The sequence below is a fragment of the Thermopolyspora sp. NPDC052614 genome (assembly GCF_040678635.1).
Classification (GTDB): domain Bacteria; phylum Actinomycetota; class Actinomycetes; order Streptosporangiales; family Streptosporangiaceae; genus Thermopolyspora.
Genome location: NZ_JBFATZ010000026.1, coordinates 1 through 15,694 on the forward strand (window position 1 = coordinate 1; position 15,694 = coordinate 15,694).

Genomic DNA, 15,694 nt, shown 5'->3' on the forward strand with positions numbered 1-15,694 from the left:
ATTACACTATCGACATGGCCCCGCCGCCGACCCGCCAGCTTCTGGAGGAAACCGTGACCACCTACGTCACCGAGAACAGCCCCTGGGCACAAAACCTCTACCGCAAAGGCCAAGCCGAAGCAGAGGCGAGAGGAGAGGCGAAAGGCCACGCAAAGGGACAAGCCGAAGGAGTGGCGTCCTCCGTGCTCTCCGTCCTCCGCCTGCGCGGCATCGAGGTTCCCCCCGACCGGCACCGGCAGATCAGCACCTGCACCGACCTCACCCTCCTGGGCCTGTGGCTGCAACGCGCCCTCGACGCCGGCCACATCGACGACCTCTTCGACGACACTCCAGGACCGCCGCCCCAGCCCTAGCGAACGCCGACACGCCCCAAGACCGCCCAGCCCAGCCTCCGACTTCGACGGGTGCACCGCCCCGCCATGCTCGGGACCCGCAGGCGATCGCGGCGGCCGACCATACCTGCCTCGAACGCCGCGCTCCGTGATGAAAAAAGTCCTCGCGCGCCGCGGACCCGTCGACTTCTGGAAAAGACCGTGACCACCTACATCACCGAGAACAGCCCCTGGGCACAAAACCTCTACCGCAAAGGCCAAGCCGAGGCACGAGCCGAAGGAGTGGCGTCCTCCGTGCTCTCCGTCCTCCGCCTGCGCGGCATCGAGGTTCCCCCCGACCGGCACCGGCAGATCAGCACCTGCACGGACCTCACCCTCCTGGGCCTGTGGCTGCAACGCGCCCTTGACGCCGCACACATCGACGACCTCTTCGACGACACCCCCAAACCCCAGCCCCAGCCCTAGCAAGTTGCGAGTCGTCGTGCGGGCGTTGGCGGGTCGTGTGTTATTCGGGGCGGAAGGATAGGTTTCGTTCCGCGAGTGCGTCGCGGAGGATGCGTACGGCCTTCGGTCCCATGCCGTGCAGCTTGAGCAGCTCGGACTCGGTAGTCTCGGTGAGCTGCTCCAGACGGGTGTAGCCTGCGCCGATCAAGGCTCTCGTCGCCGGGGCACTTACTTTGGGTAGGTTCGTCTCGCCGGGTTCCGTTTGCACAGATCAACGGTAGCCGAGTGGTCGCTGCCCACGGTGTCGGTGTCCGGGGTGGAGTAGCGCTTTCCCTGGAGATCGACTGCGGTCATCACTTCTCATCACATTCCGTGATTGCGTGAACACGAATTCCGCTACTCTCGAAGGTGCTGTGTCGCCATGACAGGAGACCGGCACCAGCATTTAGGAGAAGGGGTACCCAACGGTGGGAAAGCATGAGGACCCGGACAGAAATCCTTCGGACAAGCCGGTGGAGAAGCCGAAGCAGACGCCGGCCAGTGCGAACGGGAGCAGGCCCAAGGACCCCGGCAAGCACGGTGGCAAGGGGAGTAAGGACGGCAAGTGAGAATCGGTGAGCGTATTTCCGCTCTCACCGAGCTGTTGACGGAGCTCGATGACAGGTGGCGTGGCGCGCTGGTGGCGGTGCCGCGCCACTTGTTCATTCCGGAGAGGGCCTGGGTCCACCTGGAAGACGGGGCGGGGTATCCGATCGACCGAGCGGTGGATGAGGAGAAGTGGCTGGACGCCGTCTACTCCAACGAGGTGGCGATCATTACGCAGTTGGACGACGGCAGGGCGGACATCACGACGGGAAAGGGCGAGTACACCTCGTCGTGTTCCTCGCCGGATGCGGTGATCTGGAGTCTGGATCTGCTTGACCCGTACCAGGGTGACGTGGTTTTGGAGATCGGTACGGGTACGGGGTGGACCGCTGGACTGCTGGCTCACGTGCTGGGGGACGAGAACGTGACCAGTGTGGAGATCGATCGGGACGTGTCCGCGTCGGCCGCGGAGAATCTGCGGAGTGCCGGTCATGCGCCGTCGTTGGTCGTGGGCGACGGGGCCGAGGGGTGGCCGGAAGGTGCGCCTTACGATCGTGTGCATGTGACGGCCGGAGTCACGAGCGTTCCTTATGCGTGGGTGGAGCAGACGCGGCCCGGCGGCGTGATAGTGATGCCCTGGATGCCACGGTGGGAGGGCGGTCACCTGACCTGCCTGGTGGTCACCGGTGATGGTACGGCGGTGGGCAGGTTTCACGGCGGGGTTCGTTATATGCCGCTGCGGTCTCAGCGGGTTGTCCATCCGAGCCTGAGCGGATCACACCGGGAATCGACGACCTTGCTGGACCCGCGCCGGGTGGTGCGGTCCTCGGTGGGAGCCGACATCGCCATCGCCGGGATGCTGCCGGATGTCTACGGCTCCTATGCCGACGATGAGGACGGCGGCGGGTTCCGGCTGTGGCTGTGGTCGGAGGACTCTGACGCGCAGGCCCGCTACACACCCGGCTACGAGCGGGTCACGGTGTTCCAGCGGGGGCCACGGAATCTCTGGGATGAGCTGGAGGCCGCGTATCTGCGCTGGGTGTCGCTGGGCATGCCGGATCGTGAGCGGTTCGGGCTGATGGTGACGCCGGAGGGGCAGTACGTGTGGCTGGATCATCCGGATAATCCGGTCACGCTTGGCCGTACAGGGTTGGCAGGTCGATGAGGTGGATGTCGGGTGACGCGTCGGCCGCGGCGCGGGCCTTGTCGTTGAAGCCGGTGCCGCTGAAGCAGGCCAGGGTGTGGGTGGTGTCTTGACGCGCTCCCCGGCCTGAAGGCCGGGGATTCAGCCTGTGCCGCGTGTGCGGCACTTCTGTGGCTTCCTGTTTCACCGGGTCCCGCCCTCCGCTAGGCGGCGGGTCTTACGGTCCCTCCGCAGGCGTTTAACCTGTCCGCCCGTCCGGCGGCCAGGATGTTCTTGGCGGCGTTGACGTCCCGGTCGTGGACCGCCCCGCACGGGCAGGCCCATGACCGGACGTTCAGCGGCATGGACTCGGCGACCGCCCCGCACGCCGAGCACAGCTTCGAACTGGGGAACCAGCGGTCGATCCTCACCAGGGTCCGGCCGTACCGGGCGGCCTTGTAGGCCAGCATGTTCACGAACGCCGACCATCCGGCGTCGTGCACGGACTTGGCCAGTTTCGTGCGGGCCAGGCCCTTCACCGCCAGGTCCTCCACCATCACCGCTTGGTTCTCGCGGATGATCGCGGTGGAGAGCTTGTGCGCGAAGTCCCGGCGCGCGTCGGCCACCCTCACGTGAGCGCGGGCGACCTTGACGGTGGCCTTCTTCCTGTTCGCAGACCCCTTCGCCTTGCGGGACAGGGCCTGCTGCGCCTTGCGCAACCGCCGTTCGGCGCGGCGCAGAAACCGGGGGTTGCCGATCTTCCGGCCGTCCGACAGCACCGCGAAATGCCTCAGCCCCAGGTCGATCCCGACCTCGGCGGCCGTCCGCGGCAGCGACTCGGCGGCGACCTCGACCACGAACGAGGCGAAGTACCGACCGGCCGCGTCCTTGACCACCGTCACGCTCGACGGCTCGGACGGCAGGCGGCGGGACCACTTCACCGTAACGTCGCCGATCTTCGGCAGGCGCAGCCTCCCGCCCGCCGTGACCGCGAAGCGGGCGTTGCGGGTGAAGCGAATCGCCTGCCGGTTGTCCTTGCGAGACCGGAACCGGGGCGGGGCGATGCCCGGGCCCTTGCGCTTGCCGGACAGGGAGGCGAAGAAGTTGCGGTAGGCGGTGTTCAGGTCGGCCAGTGCCTGCTGGAGCACCACCGCGCAGACCTCGCCCAGCCAGGCCCGCTCCGGGGCCTTCTTCGCCTCGGTGATGACCCGCCTGGACAGCTCGCCATCGGAGATGTACGGCAGCCCTTGCTCGTAGGCGTCCTGCCGGGCGCGCAGCCCGTCGTTGTACACCGTCCGCGCGCACCCGAACGCCTTGGCCAGCGCGCGACGCTGACCAGGGGTCGGGTAGAGGCGGAAGTTGTACCTGAGCTGCACGGTTCGATCTTACCCGGTGTGACACTACGATGGTGTCATGATTCGGATTACGCTCCGGCTCCCCGATGACGTCCACACCCGGGTGGCCGCCCGCGCCGAGACCGAACGAAGATCCCTGAACTCTCAGATCGTGCACCTGCTTGAGATCGCGCTCGCCGCCGACGAGGCGCACGACGAATCGCCTTGATGGCGATTCGTCTTTCCCTGCCCCGCTACGCGGGAGAGTCCGCTTCACCCCCGGCCTGAAGGCCGGAGCACTGCGGACGACTCAGGTAGCGGCCCGTCTGGGCGATCAGGTCGCGGAGGTGGCGGAGGCGGTCGATGTGGGGATGCCCATGGTGTCGTCCACTTGGCCTCGCCGATGGCCAGCAGGGGTGGCTTCGAGTTTTCGGCGATGCCGATGACGGCGATGACCACGGCGTCAATCAACAACCCCAAGGCCCGCATCGGCCACGAAATCGACCGGTCGCCCCACGGATATAGAAGTGCAGTTACATTAACTGTACTTCTACAAGCATCCCCCGGCTGGTCAGCTCTTCCAGAGTTCGGCGGCGATCAGTTCGGCCACCAGGGTTTCGGTCAGCAGGGCGACGTCGGGGTCGTCGTCGTGCCGGTAGCGGATGGCGGCCGCCTGGCCCTGGGCCTCGCCGCCGACCGCGAGGACCGTGGAGGCGCGGGCGCGGATCCACTCCATCGCCTGTTCGTCGTGGCGGGAGCCGGTGTAGAGGATGGCGCGGTAGTCGCGGGTCTTGGTGAGGTAGACGTCCACGTGGGCCCAGTCGCCGGTTTCGCAGGCGTCAGCTTGGCGGCGCGGTCCCTCGCGGAACATCAGGGCCGACTGCTCTGCTGAGGAGAGGCGCTCGGCGGGGGCGATCGTGTAGACGCCGTCGGGGCCGTCGAGGAGTGCGACCGCCTCGGGCAGCCACTCGTCGCGGCGGTCGAGCAGGTCGGCGGTGGCCTCGGCGGCACGGCGTACGAGGTCGGCGACCTGGCGGTGGCCGCCGGGGAGGAGGGTGAGCAGGAGGGCCAGGGTGTGCTGGAAGGTGCGGCAGGCGACGCCGCCGCGTTCCTCGCCCGCCAGCATGGGGACGACGAGGTCGGTCGTCTGGGTGATGGGTGAGTCGGGCGTGTTGGTGAGGGCCACCGTGAAGGAGCGGCCGGTGTGACGGGCGAGGGCGTCGAGGGTCTCGCGGCTGCCGCCGGTGGCCGAGATGGCGATGGCGACGGTGCTGGGGCCGGGCGGGGTGCCGAGGGTGGCGGAGGCGTACTCGGCCGTCGCGTCGGTTCCGGCAGCGCGCAGGCGTTGCGCGGCCACGCCTGCGGCGTAGCGGGAGCTGCCCATGCCGAGGAAGATGATCCGGTCGAAACGGTTGGGTAGGCCCGCGAACGGGGCGGTCCGGTCGAGGGCTTCGGCCAGCGCCTTCAGGGCCTCGGGCTTGGCTTCGAGGTCCTTGCGGTACAGCTCGGGGTCCACGTTTCTCCTTGCGGTCAATCGTTTGAGAACCAGGAACGTCAGAACGAGGAACGTGAGAACCAGGAACGCAGCACGCCCATGGGCGCGTATCGCCAGCGGGGAAGGTGGCGGGCCGCGTAGATAAGCTCGCGGCATTCCTGCTCGATTTCGAACGGCCGCAGCAGCGTCGCGTCCAGCAGTTCGGGGTGGCCCGCCTCGGTCAGGGCGGCCAGGTAGGCGTCTCGCAGCTCGTCGCGTGACCTGGCGGCCCAGGCCGCGGTCGCCGCGGGGTCGGCGCCTCTGCGGCGGACGGCAACCTGGCCCGCGTGGTCGACGCTCGTGCCGAGCTGGGCCAGGTCGCGCGCCGCCGGCTGGAACGCCTCGCCGTCCGTCACCGTCGGGTTGCCGTCGAAGTCGACGATCGCGTAGCCGTGCCGCCAGCGCAGGATCTGGCCGACGTGCAGGTCGCCGTGGATGCGGATGAGCGGGGTGGGGGCCGCGTGGGTGAGCGGGGCGAGTTCGCGGCGCAGGTCCGCGGCGTGGGCCGCCAGCCAGGCGCCGTCCTCGCCGTCCGTCAGCGTCAGGGCGTCGCGCAGTGCCTGTTCGGCGCGCGCCGGCCACGCTCCCGCGCCGGGGGGCGACAGCCGTACCGGGTGGGGGAACGTGTCGGACGGCGTGGCCATCGTCAGGTGCAGTTCGGCTGCGAGGCGGCCGATCTCGGCCGCGAAGCCGGTGCGGCCGGCCTCGGCCTCGTCCACGCACCACTCCCAGCCGTCCCGGGCGTCGGGCAGGTAGGCGGTCACCAGCGCGACCAGCGCGTCCTCCCAGAAAACGCACGCGTACGGCGTGGCCGTGCGGGCGAACCCGGCCAGGTGAGCGAGCAGGCCGGGGGCGGGGTTCGGCCCGCGGACCGGCCGGGGGAACCACTTGACCACCACGGTCTCACCCACGATCACCGAGCGGTGGGTCTGGTCCACCGTGATCGGCCGTTCGCCCCCCGGTACGGCGGGCAGCGGCGCGAGCGCCCGCACGGAGAAGGGCGGCGGCGGGGCCTCGCCGGCGGCCAGCGCCCGGACGACGGACGAGGTGACGCCCTCCCCCACTTCAAGGGCGAGCGTCCCGTCGGGGCGACGCGTGACGTGGGGCCAGCCCGAGGCTTCCACTCAGGCTCCTGAATCCGCGTTCAAATCGAGCGGGTGGCCGGTGGCCAGGCGGGCGTATTCGAGGATGAGCTCGACCGCCTTCTCCGGGTCGATCGAATGGTGGCGGGCGATGATGCGGTAGCCGTACGCGTCCTCAAGGGCGACCAGGTTGCGGGCGATGACCTCCGAATCCTGCGCGAGCGTGAAGACGCCGTGCGCCGCGCCCGTCTCCAGGATCGTCTGGTACATCGACACCTGCCGGTCGAACAGCGTGGTCAGCAGCGTGGCGTACACGCTGTTGCGCCCGGCCGCGCCGCCGAGCTCGCACAGCAGCCGTACGCCGGCGTCGTCGGAGCCCTCGGGCAGCCCGGAGCGGATCGTGATGATCAGCTTGCGCACCGGATCGGCGACCCCGCTGATCTTCTTGACCCGCTGCTCGTAGAAGCGCTCCATGCCGGCCTGGTGCGCCTCGATCAGCAGATCGCGCACGTTCGGGTAGTGGTACAGCACCGCGCCGGAGGTGAGGCCCGCCGCCTCGGCGATCTGGTTGAGGTGCACGCCCTCCGACCCGTGCCGGATCATCGCGCGGCGGGCCGCGTCGATGAGGTCGCGCCGCCGGTCCGCCTTGCTCTTGCGCTCCGCCATTACACCTCGCTTCATCTGCCGCGCCACCATACTCCCCCAGCGCTTGACGGGTTGACCAGCCTATATTTGAATCTCGCTTCAACAAGCGATCGGAGGATCCCCAGATGCCCAGGACACCCACGGCCGCGTCGCCGACGACCCGCTCGGAGGCCGCGAAGTGATCGGGGACGCCGCCCCCCGGGTCTTCTGGACCGACCGGCCCGGAGCGCCCGGCCCCTGGGAGCCGCTGCGCGGCCACACCACCGCCGACCTGCTGATCGTCGGCGGCGGTCTCACCGGCCTGTGGGCCGCGGTGCTGGCCAAGCAGGAGAATCCCGCCTGCGACGTCGTCCTCGTCGAGCAGCGGTCGATCGCGTACGGCGCGAGCGGCCGCAACGGCGGGTTCATCTCCGACTCGCTCACCCACGGGCTCGCGCACGGGGCATGGCTGTGGCCGGGCGAGATCGAGACGCTGCTCGCGCTCGGGCGGGCCAACCTCGCGGCGATCGCCGCGTTCGTCGCGGAACACGGCATCGACGCCGACCTGCGACTGGTCGGCAAGACCACGGTGGCGGTCGCGCCGTACCAGGTGGAGGAGCTGCGGCAGGCCGAGAAGCTGCACCGCGCGCACGGCGAGGACGCGGTGTTCCTGGACCGCGACGAGATGTGCGCCGACGTCGACTCGCCGACCTACCTCGGCGGGCTGCGCCTGCGCGGCACCGGCGGCCTCGTCGACCCGGCCGCGCTCACCTGGGGGCTGGCCAGGGTCGCCGAACGGCTCGGCGTACGCATTCATGAGGGGACCGAGGTGACCGGGCTGGCCAGGGCGTGGGCGGGCGTCGAGGTGCGGACCCGGAGCCGGGGCGTGGTGAACGCCGGGCAGGTGTTGCTGGCGACCAACGCGTTTCCTCCGGCGTTGCGCAGGTTGCGGGCCTTCGTGCTGCCGGTCTGGGACTACGTGCTCGTCACCGAGCCGCTCTCCCCCGCCCAGTGGGAGTCGATCGGCTGGCGGGAGCGGCAGGGGCTGACCGACGCGGGCAACCGGTTCCACTACTACCGGCCCACCGCCGACGGACGCATTCTGTGGGGCGGGTACGACGCCGTCTACAACTTCGGCGGCGGGGGCAGCGAGCAGCGCGAGGCCACGCATCGGCGGCTCGCGCGGCATTTCTTCGAGACGTTTCCGCAGCTCCACGGCGTGCGGTTCACCCACCGGTGGGGCGGCATGATCGACTCGACCAGCCGGTTCACCCCGTTCTTCGGTACGGCGATGGGCGGCCGGGTGGCCTACGCGCTCGGATACACCGGCCTCGGCGTGGGGGCGTCCCGGTTCGGCGCTCTGGTCGGCCTCGACCTGCTGGCGCGGCGCCCGACCGAGCGGACCCGGCTCGGAATGGTCCGCCGGCATCCGGTGCCGTTCCCGCCGGAGCCGCTGCGCTGGCCGGTGGTCGAACTCACCCGGCAGGCGCTGGCCCGCGCGGACGAGAACGAGGGACGGCGGGGGCCCTGGCTGCGGTTGCTCGACCGCTTCGGCGTCGGCTTCGACAGCTAGCACGTCCCGGCCACGGAAACCCGCCGACTGCCGCTGTTGGGGATGCCCACGAACGTCCCTTGGGTCGGGCGCCGTCCAAGTGGCGCCGGTCAGCGCCGTACACCAACGCGCCGTCGCGGCGCCCACAAGGACGAAACCGGCGAGGCACTCCGGACAACAGCAAGTCGCGAACTCCAGAGGACGAGACCGGCGAGGCACTCCGGACAACAGCAAATCGCGAACTCCAAAGGACGAAACCCGCAAGGCACTCCGGACAACACCAGATCTCGAAGTCCAAAGGACGAGACTGGCGAGGCACTGCGGACAACACCAAATCGCGAACTCCAGGGAGAACCCATGACGACTTTGATTAATCCGGCGGACGGGCATGTTCTCGACGAGGTGCCCGAGACGTCCCCGGACGGCGTGGCGGCGGCCGTGCGGGCGGCCCGGGAGGCGTTCGAGCAGTGGCGTGAGGCGACGCCCGCGGAGCGTGCCCGGGTGCTGCTGCGGCTGGCCGACCTGGTCGAGCGGGACGCCGACGAGCTCACCCGGCTGGAGGTCGAGGAGACCGGCAAACCCGCTCCCGTGTTCCGGGACGGCGAGCTGCCGTTCGCCATCGACAACCTGCGCTTCTTCGCCGGGGCGGCCAGGTCGCTGGAGGGGACCGGCGCGGGCGTGCTCAGCGCCGGGTACACCTCGGTGCTGATCAGGCGGCCGGTCGGGGTCGTCGGCGCGATCGCGCCGTGGAACTTCCCGTTCATCATGGCCGTGTGGAAGATCGGGCCGGCGATCGCGGCAGGCAACGCCGTCGTCATCAAGCCCGCGCCCGCCACGCCGCGCACGACGCTGCGCCTGGCCGAGCTGTTCGCCGAGGCGGGCGCGCCGGAGGGGCTGCTGCGGGTGGTGACCGGCGGGGCGGAGACGGGACAGGCGCTGGTCACCGACCCGGGCGTGGACATGGTCAGCGTCACCGGCTCGACGCAGACCGGCCGCGCCGTCATGCGGGGCGCGGTCGACGGGCTCAAGCGGGTCCATCTCGAACTGGGCGGCAAGGCCCCGGCGCTGGTGTTCGCCGACGCGTCGCTGGAGGACATGGCGGCGGGCGTGGTGCTGGGGGCCACGTACAACACCGGCCAGGACTGCACCGCCGCCACCCGCGTCTACATCGAGCGGTCCCGGTACGCCGAGGCGGTGGAGGCGCTGCGCGAGGCCCTCACCCGCGTACGGCCGGGCGACCCCTGGGGCGAGAACACCGACATCGGACCGCTGATCTCGCAGGCTCACCGGGACCGGGTTCACGGGTTCGTGACGCGGGCGTCGGGGCGGGTCGTGTGCGGCGGCGCGCCGATCGACGGGCCGGGGTTCTACTACGCGCCGACGCTCATCGCGGACGCCGACCAGTCAAGCGAGATCGTCCAGGGCGAGATCTTCGGGCCGGTGCTCGTGGCCCTGCCCTTCGACGACGAGGACGAGGCGGTACGGCTCGCCAACGACACGCCGTACGGACTGGCCTCGTCGGTCTGGTCGCAGGACGTGGCGCGGGCGCTGCGCGTGTCCCACCGCCTCGACGTGGGCGTGACCTGGGTCAACGACCACCTGCCGATCGCGTCGGAGGCACCGCACGGCGGCGTCAAGGGCAGCGGATTCGGCAAGGACATGAGCCAGGAGGCGGTGCGGGAGTACTCGGTCACCCGGCACCTCATGATCAAGCATGCCGCCCCGGAGCCCCGCGACTCCTTCCGCCCGGCCTGACGCGGGTCAGGCCGTCGCAGGGCCGGCCGACGCCGCTGCTGGACCGGCTCGGCCCGCACGACGCCGAAACACTCAAAACCAAGACGCTCAACGCCCTCGTCGATCGCCTCCTGCCCGGCGAAGAAGGCGGCGTCATCCGCCCCCGCGCAGGCGGGACTGCGCGCGGGCGGCGGTCCGCAGGAGCGGGCCGGTAAACCGCTCGATCTCGGCCCGGGTGCCGAGCCGGGCACGAGGCATCACCACCGTGATCGCCGCGACCGGATCGCCGCTGGCCAGGACCAGGGGGGCGGCGACGGCGCTGATCAGCGGGTCGGCGTCGCCGATCGCGTAGGCCCAGCCGCGGTGGCGGATCAGTCGGAGTTCGCGTTCGAAGTCCGGCCAGGGGCGCCGCGTGCCGTCGGGGGCGGGGGGCAGTTCGCGGCCGGGGAAGCGGCGCAGCAGGTGGTCGCGGGGTTCGGCGGCGAGCATCGCCTTGCCTCCGGCGACCAGGTGGGCGGGGAAGACCCGGCCGAGGCGGGGGCCGATGGCGCGCGGCGGGGTGCCGGTGAGGCTCTGCACCGTGCGGGCGTTGCGGCCTTCGAGGATCATGACGCCGACGGTTTCGCCGGTCTCCTCGTGCAGGTCGTGCAGGACGGCGTCGACGGCGTCGCGGAGCCGTACCGGGCGGGAGGCGAGCAGGGCGATCTCGTTCAGGGCGGGACCGGCGACGTACGGCCCGCCTCGGGCGTCCTGCCGCACGAAGCCGCTGTTGCGGCAGTTGGCCAGGACTCGGTGGGCCGTGGACGGGGCGACGTCCAGCGCCAGCGCCAGCTCGGTCACGCTGATCGAGCCGCGCTCCGCCACCAGGAGAACCGTGCGCAGAGCGTACTCCGCCGAGTTCATACGGCCAGCTTTTTCCACATAGCCGAAAAGACCCAGGGCTTTCTTGTCAGACGGGAGTGTGACGTCTATCACTCCGTTGCAGGGAGGTGTGATGGTCAGATTTCCGCCGCCGAGAGATCCCTTCGACGCGCCGATGCGGGTCGAGGCGGACATTCGCGGAGTGCAGGTGACGCAGGGCGAGGTGCCGGAGCATCTCGACGGGACCTTCTACCGGTGCGTGGCCGATCGCCAGTGGCCCTCGTACGTGGAGAACGACCTGGAGCTGTTCAACGGCGACGGCATGATCATCTCGTTCCGGTTCCGGAAGGGGCGGGTCGATTTCAAGAGCCGGTACGTGCGCACGCCGCGGTTCGTCGCCGAGCAGGAGGCGGGCCGGGCGCTGTTCGGCGCCTACCGGAACCCGTTCGACGACGATCCGTCGGTCGCGGGGCTGAGCCGGGGGCTCGGGAACACCAACGTGTTCTTCCACGGCGGCAGGCTGTACGCGACCAAGGAGGACTCGCCGCCGATCCTGCTCGACCCGGACACGCTGGAGGCGATCGGCGAGTACGACTTCGAGGGGTCGCTCACCTCGCGCACGGCGACCGCGCACCCCAAGTTCGACCCGGTCACCGGGGAGATGGTGTTCTTCGGGTACGAGGCCAAGGGGCCGGGAACGCCGGACATCGCCTACTACGAGGCGGACGCCTCCGGGCGGCTCATCCACGAGACGTGGATCGAGGCGCCGTACACCAGCATGGTGCACGACTGGGCGGTGACTCAGAACTTCGTCGTCTTCCCCATCATTCCGCTGCGCAGCGACATCGAGTGGGTGAAGAAGGGCGAGCCGTACTTCCAGTGGGATCCGGACGAGGACGTCTACCTCGGCGTGCTGCCGCGCAAGGGCTCGGCGAAGGATCTGCGCTGGTACAAGGGGAGCAACCGGTTCGCCAGCCACATCATGGGGGCGTACGACGACGGCCGGTACATCCACATCGACACGCCGGTGGGGGCGACCAACTACTTCCCCTGGTTCCCCGACCTGACCGGCGCGCCGTACGACCCGGTGCGGTCGAAGGGCTACCTGTCGCGGTGGACGATCGACACCCTGGGCGAGGGCCGCGGGTTCACCGAGACCCGGCTGAGCGGGCTGCCCGGCGAGTTCCCCCGGATGGACGACCGGCAGGAGACGCTGCCGTACTCGTGGGGCTTGATGCTGCTCACCGACGTCCCCGGCCGCACCGCGCCCGGCGGCGGCTTCCGCTGGCTCAGCGGCATCGACCTGGAGACCGGCCGGCAGCAGATCTACTACCCGGGCGACCACCGCACCCTCGGCGAGGGGATCTTCGTCCCCGCGGCCCCGGACGCGCCGCCCGGGGTCGGCTATGTCCTCGTCGTCGTCGCCCGTCGCGCCGAGATGCGCAGCGACCTGGTCATCCTCGATTCGCGCCACCTGGACGGGGAGCCGGTCTGCACGCTTTCCCTGCCGATGCGCGTCCGCATGGGCGTGCACGGCAACTGGGTCTCCGCCGCCGAACTCGCCACCCGCACCGCCTGAGGAGGCCGTCGTGAGCGATGAGGATCTGAAGGCCGTCGTCGCGGACCTCGCGCACCGCGTCGCCGTACTCGAAGCCCAGCAGGCGATCCGGCGACTTCAGCACATGTACGGGTACTACCTGGACAAATGCCACTATCGCGAGGTGACCGAGCTGTTCAGCGACGAGGGCGAGGTGTACTTCTGCGGCGGCCTGTACAAGGGACGCGCCGGGGTCGAGCGGCTGTACATCGGCCGGTTCGGGCAGCGGTTCGTCCGGGGGCACAACGGGCCGATGATCGGGTTCCTGCTCGACCACCCGCAACTGCAGGACGTGGTGACCGTTTCGCCTGATCTGCGCACGGCGCGGGCGAGGTTCCGCAGCGTCATGCAGGCCGGGCTGCACAAGTCCGTCCACGACACCTTCCCCGGCAAGGTCTCCTACGAGCAGTGGTGGGAGGGCGGAATCTACGAGAACCGGTACGTCAACGAGGACGGCGTCTGGAAGTTCCAGCGGCTGGAGTACCGGCCGGTGTGGCACGGCGAGTACGGCCAGGGCTGGGCGCGCACCGACCCGATGACCGCGGTCATCGCGACCGAGACGTATCCGGCCGATCCCGTCGGTCCGGACGAGATCGTCGGCGACTTCCAGCTCTTCCCGGTCACCGACACGATCCCGTTCCACTACCCGCATCCGGTCACGGGCGCGGAGTGGGACCCGGCGGACGGAAAGGCGATCTGATGGCGACTCCCCTCACCACCGGCGGCGGCGTCGGCTACCTGCGCATCGCCACCGAGGAGGCGTACGCGCCGCCCGAGATGCTCGCGCTGTACGGCGATCTGCTCGACGGACCCGACGTGGACCCGGGGTTCGAGAGCCTGGTCGGTTTCTACCTGCGCAGCGACGCCGAGCGCCCCGCGTCGGTACGGCGCAAGCTCGCCGACCTGGGCGAGGAACGGCTGGCGGACATGGACGCGGCCGGCGTCGACCACGCGGTGCTGTCGCTCACCGCCCCGGGCACGCAGGTGTTCGACCCGGCGCGGGCGCGGGACGTCGCGGCCCTCGCCAACGAGCGCATCGCCGAGGCGTGCCGGGCACACCCGAGCCGCTTCTCGGGCCTGGCGGCGGTCGGTTTCGAGGACGCCCCGTCGGCGGTGGCCGAGCTGGAGCGCGGCGTGAAGGAACTGGGGCTCAAGGGGCTGATCTGCAACTCCCACATCAAGGGCCACTATCTGGACGAGGAGCGCTTCTATCCGATTCTGGAGGCGGCCGAGGCGCTGGACGTGCCGATCTACCTGCATCCGCAGACGCCGCCACGCGACATGATCCGGCCCATGCTCGAATGCGGACTCGACGGAGCGATCTTCGGGTTCGGCGTCGAGACGGGCATGCACCTGCTGCGCATGATCGTGAAGGGCGTGTTCGATCGGTTCCCCGCGTTGCGGGTGGTCGTGGGTCATCTCGGGGAGGCGCTGCCGTACTGGCTGTATCGGCTGGACTACATGCACGCCGCGCAGGTCCGCGCGGCCCGGTACGCGACGTTGCGCCCGCTTGAGCTGACCGTGAGCGAGTACTTCCGGCGCAACATCTGGATCACCACCAGCGGCATGGCCTGGGCCCCCGCGATCATGTTCTGCCGCGAGGTGGTCGGGGCCGACCGGGTCATGTACGCGATGGACTACCCCTACCAGTACGTCCCGGACGAGGTGCGAGCGCAGGACGCGCTGCCGATGAGCCCGCCCGAGCTGCGCCGCTTCTACGAGACGAACGCGATCGAGGTGTTCCGCCTCGACCTGCCCGGCGAGCATGGCGTCCCCCCAACGGGCGAACGGTTCCCGGACCGAGCGGGGGTCGGTCACGTCGCACGGCACGGCGAGGGTCCTGCCGCCCCGGACCCCCGCGACTCCTTCCGCCCGGCCTGACGCGGCCGGGACCGGTCAGGGCACCAGGACGATCTTGCCTCGGGTGTGCCGGCGGGCGAGCTCCCGGTACGCCTCGCGGACCTCCGCGAGCGGGTAGACGCGGGCGATCGGAACCTCAAGCGCGCCCTTGGCGATCAAATCGGCGAGTTCGGCGAGGACCTCGGCGGTCGCGGCGTCCCCGTTCCCCTTGGCCTTGACGCCGTGTTTCGCGACCGCGGCCCAGTCGATGATCGTGTTGATGCGGTCGGGCCGGACGCCGAGTTCGATCGCGAGGTCGACGTAGCCGGAGCCGAAGGTGTCGATGAAGGCGTCGATCCTGCCGCCGGACGCCTCGCGGACGCGGTCGGCGACGCCCTCGCCGTACGCGACGGGGATCACGCCGCGGTCGGCCAGCCAGGCGTGGTTGGGCTCGCTCGCCAGGCCGATCACCGTGGCCCCCGCGTGCCTGGCCAGCTGCACGGTGATCGCGCCGACGCCGCCCGCCGCGCCGGAGACGACGAGGGTGTCGCCGGTCCCCGCCGCGACGGCCCGGAGCGACGCGTACGCGGTCGTGCCCGCGACGAACAGCGCGCCGGCGGCCTCCCACGGCACCTCGGCCGGCTTGGGGGTCAGCTCGCCGACCTCGGCGACGACGTACTCGGCGTGGCTGGCGCGGTTGTTGGTGAAGCCGATCACCTCGTCCCCGGCGGCGAACCGGCCGGCGCCCTCGCCGACCTCCTCGATCACGCCGGCGAAGTCGCTGCCCTGGCCCGACGGGAACGTGGCCGGGTAGCGGTCGTGGAAGACGCCCTCGCGGATGCCCGCCTCGCCGGGGTTGATGCCCGCGGCCTTCACCCGGACGAGCACCTGGCCCGGTCCGGGGACGGGCCGCTCGACCTCGGCAACCCGCAACACGTCGACTCCGCCGTACTCGTCGAATCTCACGGCCTTCGGCATGGCCCGCTTCTCCTTCGTCTCGTTTCGGAAACCCGGTCTGCCGGGCACCGATCACGTTTCCACGGGCGGACGCGG

The 15,694-nt window shown here is 70.3% G+C and carries 14 protein-coding genes and 1 pseudogene; 9 read left to right on the forward strand and 6 right to left on the reverse strand.

Annotated features, from left to right (window positions below):
• From AB0K60_RS33905 to AB0K60_RS33915, 3 genes and pseudogenes are all read left to right on the forward strand, one after another.
• A pseudogene (locus AB0K60_RS33905) lies at positions 1–353 on the forward strand (hypothetical protein); the annotation flags it as partial.
• A gap of 180 nt (positions 354–533) precedes the next feature.
• Positions 534–797, forward strand: a complete 264-nt coding sequence (locus AB0K60_RS33910; RefSeq protein WP_364064657.1) for a hypothetical protein — start codon at positions 534–536, stop codon at positions 795–797.
• Positions 798–1,380: 583 nt separating this feature from the next.
• The gene (locus AB0K60_RS33915; RefSeq protein ID WP_364064660.1) at positions 1,381–2,526 is read left to right on the forward strand and encodes a methyltransferase domain-containing protein; all 1,146 of its coding nucleotides are present in this window, start codon (positions 1,381–1,383) and stop codon (positions 2,524–2,526) included.
• Between the two features lie 182 nt (positions 2,527–2,708).
• Here the strand turns inward: AB0K60_RS33915 and AB0K60_RS33920 are convergent, their stop codons facing one another.
• A complete protein-coding gene (locus AB0K60_RS33920; RefSeq protein WP_364064663.1) occupies positions 2,709–3,860 on the reverse strand; it encodes a transposase in 1,152 nt (383 codons plus the stop codon).
• Positions 3,861–3,897: 37 nt separating this feature from the next.
• Between AB0K60_RS33920 and AB0K60_RS33925 the strand changes: the two genes are divergently transcribed.
• A complete protein-coding gene (locus AB0K60_RS33925) occupies positions 3,898–4,047 on the forward strand; it encodes an Arc family DNA-binding protein (RefSeq protein WP_364064666.1) in 150 nt (49 codons plus the stop codon).
• Positions 4,048–4,389: 342 nt separating this feature from the next.
• Here the strand turns inward: AB0K60_RS33925 and AB0K60_RS33930 are convergent, their stop codons facing one another.
• From AB0K60_RS33930 to AB0K60_RS33940, 3 genes are read right to left on the reverse strand one after another with little or no spacing between them, the layout of a single operon-like run.
• Positions 4,390–5,334 carry an SIS domain-containing protein gene (locus AB0K60_RS33930; RefSeq protein WP_364064669.1) on the reverse strand — a complete coding sequence of 315 codons (945 nt, stop codon included), beginning with the start codon at positions 5,332–5,334 and terminating at the stop codon, positions 4,390–4,392.
• A 38-nt stretch (positions 5,335–5,372) separates the two neighbouring features.
• Positions 5,373–6,476 (reverse strand): hypothetical protein, encoded by a 1,104-nt coding sequence (locus tag AB0K60_RS33935; protein WP_364064672.1) that lies wholly within the window; start codon positions 6,474–6,476, stop codon positions 5,373–5,375.
• The gene (locus tag AB0K60_RS33940; RefSeq protein WP_364064675.1) at positions 6,477–7,115 is read right to left on the reverse strand and encodes a TetR/AcrR family transcriptional regulator; all 639 of its coding nucleotides are present in this window, start codon (positions 7,113–7,115) and stop codon (positions 6,477–6,479) included. It lies immediately after the preceding gene.
• A gap of 142 nt (positions 7,116–7,257) precedes the next feature.
• Between AB0K60_RS33940 and AB0K60_RS33945 the strand changes: the two genes are divergently transcribed.
• Complete coding sequence (locus tag AB0K60_RS33945) at positions 7,258–8,631, forward strand: FAD-dependent oxidoreductase (RefSeq protein WP_364064678.1); 1,374 nt, start codon at positions 7,258–7,260, stop codon at positions 8,629–8,631.
• Positions 8,632–8,967: 336 nt separating this feature from the next.
• Entirely contained in the window at positions 8,968–10,365 is a 1,398-nt protein-coding gene (locus AB0K60_RS33950; RefSeq protein ID WP_364064681.1) for an aminobutyraldehyde dehydrogenase, read from the forward strand.
• A gap of 132 nt (positions 10,366–10,497) precedes the next feature.
• Here AB0K60_RS33950 and AB0K60_RS33955 read toward each other — a convergent pair whose 3' ends face one another.
• A complete protein-coding gene (locus AB0K60_RS33955) occupies positions 10,498–11,247 on the reverse strand; it encodes an IclR family transcriptional regulator (RefSeq protein ID WP_364064684.1) in 750 nt (249 codons plus the stop codon).
• A gap of 91 nt (positions 11,248–11,338) precedes the next feature.
• Between AB0K60_RS33955 and AB0K60_RS33960 the strand changes: the two genes are divergently transcribed.
• From AB0K60_RS33960 to AB0K60_RS33970, 3 genes are read left to right on the forward strand one after another with little or no spacing between them, the layout of a single operon-like run.
• The gene (locus tag AB0K60_RS33960; protein ID WP_364064687.1) at positions 11,339–12,784 is read left to right on the forward strand and encodes a carotenoid oxygenase family protein; all 1,446 of its coding nucleotides are present in this window, start codon (positions 11,339–11,341) and stop codon (positions 12,782–12,784) included.
• Positions 12,785–12,794: 10 nt separating this feature from the next.
• On the forward strand, positions 12,795–13,502 hold the full coding sequence (locus AB0K60_RS33965; RefSeq protein WP_364064690.1) for a nuclear transport factor 2 family protein: 708 nt from the start codon (positions 12,795–12,797) through the stop codon (positions 13,500–13,502).
• The gene (locus AB0K60_RS33970; RefSeq protein WP_364064693.1) at positions 13,502–14,683 is read left to right on the forward strand and encodes an amidohydrolase family protein; all 1,182 of its coding nucleotides are present in this window, start codon (positions 13,502–13,504) and stop codon (positions 14,681–14,683) included. Before AB0K60_RS33965 ends, AB0K60_RS33970 begins: the two co-directional genes overlap by 1 nt.
• Positions 14,684–14,698: 15 nt before the next feature.
• On the opposite strand, the gene AB0K60_RS33975 is transcribed toward AB0K60_RS33970, so the two are convergent.
• Positions 14,699–15,619: an NADP-dependent oxidoreductase gene (locus tag AB0K60_RS33975; protein ID WP_364064696.1), complete on the reverse strand. Its 921-nt coding sequence runs from the start codon at positions 15,617–15,619 to the stop codon at positions 14,699–14,701.
• Positions 15,620–15,694 lie beyond the last annotated feature (75 nt).